Below are 3,884 nucleotides of genomic sequence, written 5' to 3'. Positions count from 1 at the left end.
CTGGTGGGGTGACTTTGTCGAGCAAGCAAGCCAAGGAAATGTCTCACTATCAGGTAACCGCAATTTAAAGCTAGTTAATCATTAACCATATCGCGCTATTCATACCGTGCCCCATATTTGGGTTACAAACTTCAATTATCCATAATAACCACTCCTCATATCTGAGGGGTGCTTTTTCAAATGTCACCCTTTACTTACCCAGTCATTAGGTTGTTTTTATTCTTACCTCCCCATAATCTTAAACTTTTAATATAAAGTGTTCACTACTATTCACCAACCTAATATTAATTTATATATATCAATATATTATATACTTATTATATATTTTTTTTGGTGTTCACTAGTATTCACTACTGTTCACTACTATACACATTATTAAAATAATCTTGATCCTGTAATTAACTAATTGAAATATAAATATATTTATATAGCGTTATTTTCTCATTAAAATAAAATAATTATTAATCATAATGTTAAGTTAGGATGATTTTAAGGTTGATCCAGGGCTATTATTAGAGGAAAAGAATAAATGCTCTATGGTGATTTCCACCATACAGGTATTACATTTGCAATCTGCTAAAAAGCCAGCAGGTTTATTAAATTGAATTACTCAACCATAGCTATTTATGGTTACCCATTTAGTAATAGCAGTCAAAAAAATTATTTCAATTCGCGGTTTTGCATAAAAAGGAGGGTGGGCGGTTTAGAGCGTATAAGGTCGAAGGAATTTACTCCCCCCTCCTCTTGGTTGGTTTAGTGAATTTTTGGACACGTTAGAAAGCAATCTAATAATTCGCCTTATTGGATTATAATAGCCTTATTATTAGTAAGTTAGGTGGTAATATGGCAGGGCGAAAATCAAAGATAAAGGACATGTTAAAACTAGGGCAAGAGTATTTGCATAAACAGGGCTATATCAAAAATGGCGAAATCATTCCCTCTATGGCTGGACTGGCTTTATATGCTAACTGTTCAAGGTCGAGTTTATATAATTATGCGAGTTCAAGCGAAGAATTTAAGGACATGTTAGAACTTATCAAAGCGCGCCAAGAAGTGGAGTTAATTAATAAAGGCTTAAAAGGTGAGTTTAACGCAAGTATTGCTAAATTGATGCTTGCTAATCATGGTTATTCTGAAAAGCAGACATTAGATCATCAATCTATGGGAAGTAGCATTATAGCCAAATCCAAACCAATGCGCATAGAACTAGTATCGCCACCACCAAAGGATTTAACCGCCTGACAAGCAAAAAGCATAAACTTGTTACCTGCTCAAGTTTTAGATGCTCAAATTGAGCCACTTCCTATAGAATTTAAATATCCGAAAATCCATTTAATATATAATCCCTAGTACTTATATAGGTATCCAAACAAGTATCCAGCAAAAAGGTATTTAATAAATGGATACCAATTTAATCATAAAAGGCAGTTATCTTCATAATGAAGACAGCTAAAAACTTACATATTTGCTAACCCTGCTAAAATAGCCTTTTTTTCTTCATCAGTGACTTCCCTTGGCTGAGTTCTGCCTAGATTTCTAACTTTCGGCTTAGACATTTTAAAACCGTTAGCGATTTGTGTTTCAACTATGAAAATTTCGCGAAACGTTAATACAAACTCGCCGCTTGTGTTTTGCTTTTGAGTAAGCCCAACGGATGTTAAAATCATGTTTTTATATTGCCTTGTATTAGTCTGTAGCGTTACAGGTTCGCCACTTCGCTGTATTGCTAACAGCTTTTCATGAGCATCAGCAATGCGATCTGATGATGAGCTGTTTAAAAATGGAGATTGGTAGTCAAGTAAAAAATCAGCTACAACTTGGTTTTTTACTTTCTCTTTTGCGTCATTTATTGATGCATAATAACGCTGAATCTTTTTTTCTGCTTGCTCAGTAATTGGGCTAATCTTCATTGGCGCAGGGTATTCCTCAAAATTATAACCCGTCATCCGTTCAATTGAATTAGCTTTCGGCTCATAACTGACAACCAAGCCGTATACTGTCACTTCTTTGGGGTCTAATACTGCATGGTCAGCAATATTAGCCCCGTTTTCGATTGGGTTTTCCGTTACTCTTAACTTTGATGTGTGTTGCTCAACAGTGTTAATATCAAGATTAAACGTGAAATTATCACTGATAATTAACCCAAAATTATTTGATGATTTATTTAATATAGATTTAAACGCCATTTTTCTATAACCTCTAAATATTATTTTAATCCTATAATTTTATCACAATTAATTCCATGTATATAAACACAGTGCTATAATGTACCTAACTGTATATTAATGTATTATTTGCGTCTAGGCTGATCCCCGAACATTCGCAACCCTAGCGAACTGGCGCAAATATCTATTAGGGGCGTGAGGGGCGTGAGGGGCGTATGGATGATACAAAAAATAATATAATTTTACCTTATGTTGAAGCTATAAAAATCAAAGATGTTTCGTTAGCCTTAGGTTGTTCTATTGATGATATTATCGAATGGGCACGTCGAGACTTAATAAACTTATGTATTGATACTAACTCTCTTTATGGTGAGTTAAGTATTTCTTGTAGAAGAGACGCTCCCGTTATAAATAATTATATTAATTTGCTAAATGAAATTAATAAAAAGTATCTAGATTATAACCGCAAAAGCATTACAGATTTTGATTTTCAGGATTTATTCAAATTACTACCTGCAAATAATAGACCTTTATATAGAGGTAGATCATTAATGGATAAATATTTAAAAAATGAGAGCGATGAAGATTATTTTAAATTAAGATTTTTAGGGAAAGGTGAAGGTTTTTGGATATTTGATTATTATAATTTAAAACGCCAAAAAATAAGAACTATTAACTCTCAAGAATTTTTTAAAGTACGTAGTTTAATTTTAAACTATAAATATTATGATGCAAAATCATTGCCTCAAAATTATGCTGAAGGTTTGAAAGCAACTTTCTTCTTATTTGATGAGATTCTTGTTTCAAGCGATGAATTTTATATTCATTATCACGATTTTAATAATTTAATAAATAATAAATTTGTTCAAGGTAAAAATGACATTAATAATATAAAGGAAAAATCACTAAATATAGGCAAGCCACCCCATTTTTATAAGAATTTTGCCATCGATACGGCTTACTTAACCAGAAATAAGAACCCTCAAAGTAAAGTTGCTGATATAGCAAGGAAAATACATCTTACAATTATTGATAATTTTAACTCTGTAAACCCCCCCACAAAAGATACTATTTCTAATTGGCTTTATGAAATAAAATTAGGTAAACCTACAGAGAAAAGTAATAATGATTTTGAGTTAGTTATTCCTGAGGAATGGCGTGATTATTTTGAATAAAATGGAAACTAATTTAGTAAAATGGAAATTATTCATTTTAATATATAGAAGCATTCAATATATTAGTTATTGATAGTAAATTAGCTAATTAACTGGGTGTTTTCCATTTTGTTAAATGGTAAATTTTAATATTTAATGTAATGCATGTTTATTTATACAGTTATATTCTATATCTATCTTTTAGATACAGGAGAATATAACTAATGACCAATCAAATCCTATCCAAAAAAGAAGTAAAAGCTTTACTACATTTCAAATCTGACACTAGCCTTTATACGCTAGAACAGAAAGATGAAACCTTTCCTCAAAAAATCAGAATTGGCTTGCGCCGTGTTGGCTATCGAGCTGATGAGATTTATTCTTGGCTTGAATCTCGCAGAGTAGAACGTCGCGAGGTAGCATAATGGTGATAAAACAAAACCCTCTATATCGCGAAATAATCGAGGGCTTGCATTGGAATCTTGACGCTTCCAATCATAGCCAATCTGATTATAAAAAGCTACCCAAAAAGCCGAGAGCTTACCTATTAATTGCGTGTACTGGT

4 protein-coding genes are annotated in these 3,884 nt (G+C 32.2%); 3 read left to right on the top strand and 1 reads right to left on the bottom strand.

Annotated features, from left to right (window positions below; genetic code table 11):
* Positions 1-843 precede the first annotated feature (843 nt).
* A complete protein-coding gene (locus ACYIAL_RS12510) occupies positions 844-1,242 on the top strand; it encodes a terminase small subunit (RefSeq protein WP_065587025.1) in 399 nt (132 codons plus the stop codon).
* A gap of 215 nt (positions 1,243-1,457) precedes the next feature.
* On the opposite strand, the gene ACYIAL_RS12505 is transcribed toward ACYIAL_RS12510, so the two are convergent.
* Positions 1,458-2,186 (bottom strand): phage baseplate protein, encoded by a 729-nt coding sequence (locus ACYIAL_RS12505; RefSeq protein ID WP_483751869.1) that lies wholly within the window; start codon positions 2,184-2,186, stop codon positions 1,458-1,460.
* A 194-nt stretch (positions 2,187-2,380) separates the two neighbouring features.
* On the opposite strand from ACYIAL_RS12505, the gene ACYIAL_RS12500 reads away from it, so the two are divergent.
* Both ACYIAL_RS12500 and ACYIAL_RS12495 read left to right on the top strand, forming a co-directional pair.
* On the top strand, positions 2,381-3,340 hold the full coding sequence (locus ACYIAL_RS12500; RefSeq protein WP_483751868.1) for a hypothetical protein: 960 nt from the start codon (positions 2,381-2,383) through the stop codon (positions 3,338-3,340).
* A gap of 203 nt (positions 3,341-3,543) precedes the next feature.
* Positions 3,544-3,744 carry a helix-turn-helix transcriptional regulator gene (locus ACYIAL_RS12495; RefSeq protein ID WP_034914929.1) on the top strand — a complete coding sequence of 67 codons (201 nt, stop codon included), beginning with the start codon at positions 3,544-3,546 and terminating at the stop codon, positions 3,742-3,744.
* Positions 3,745-3,884: the final 140 nt, after the last annotated feature.

Source organism: Gilliamella sp. X-57, from assembly GCF_057063565.1.
This window is presented reverse-complemented; position numbering and strand designations above follow the sequence as displayed.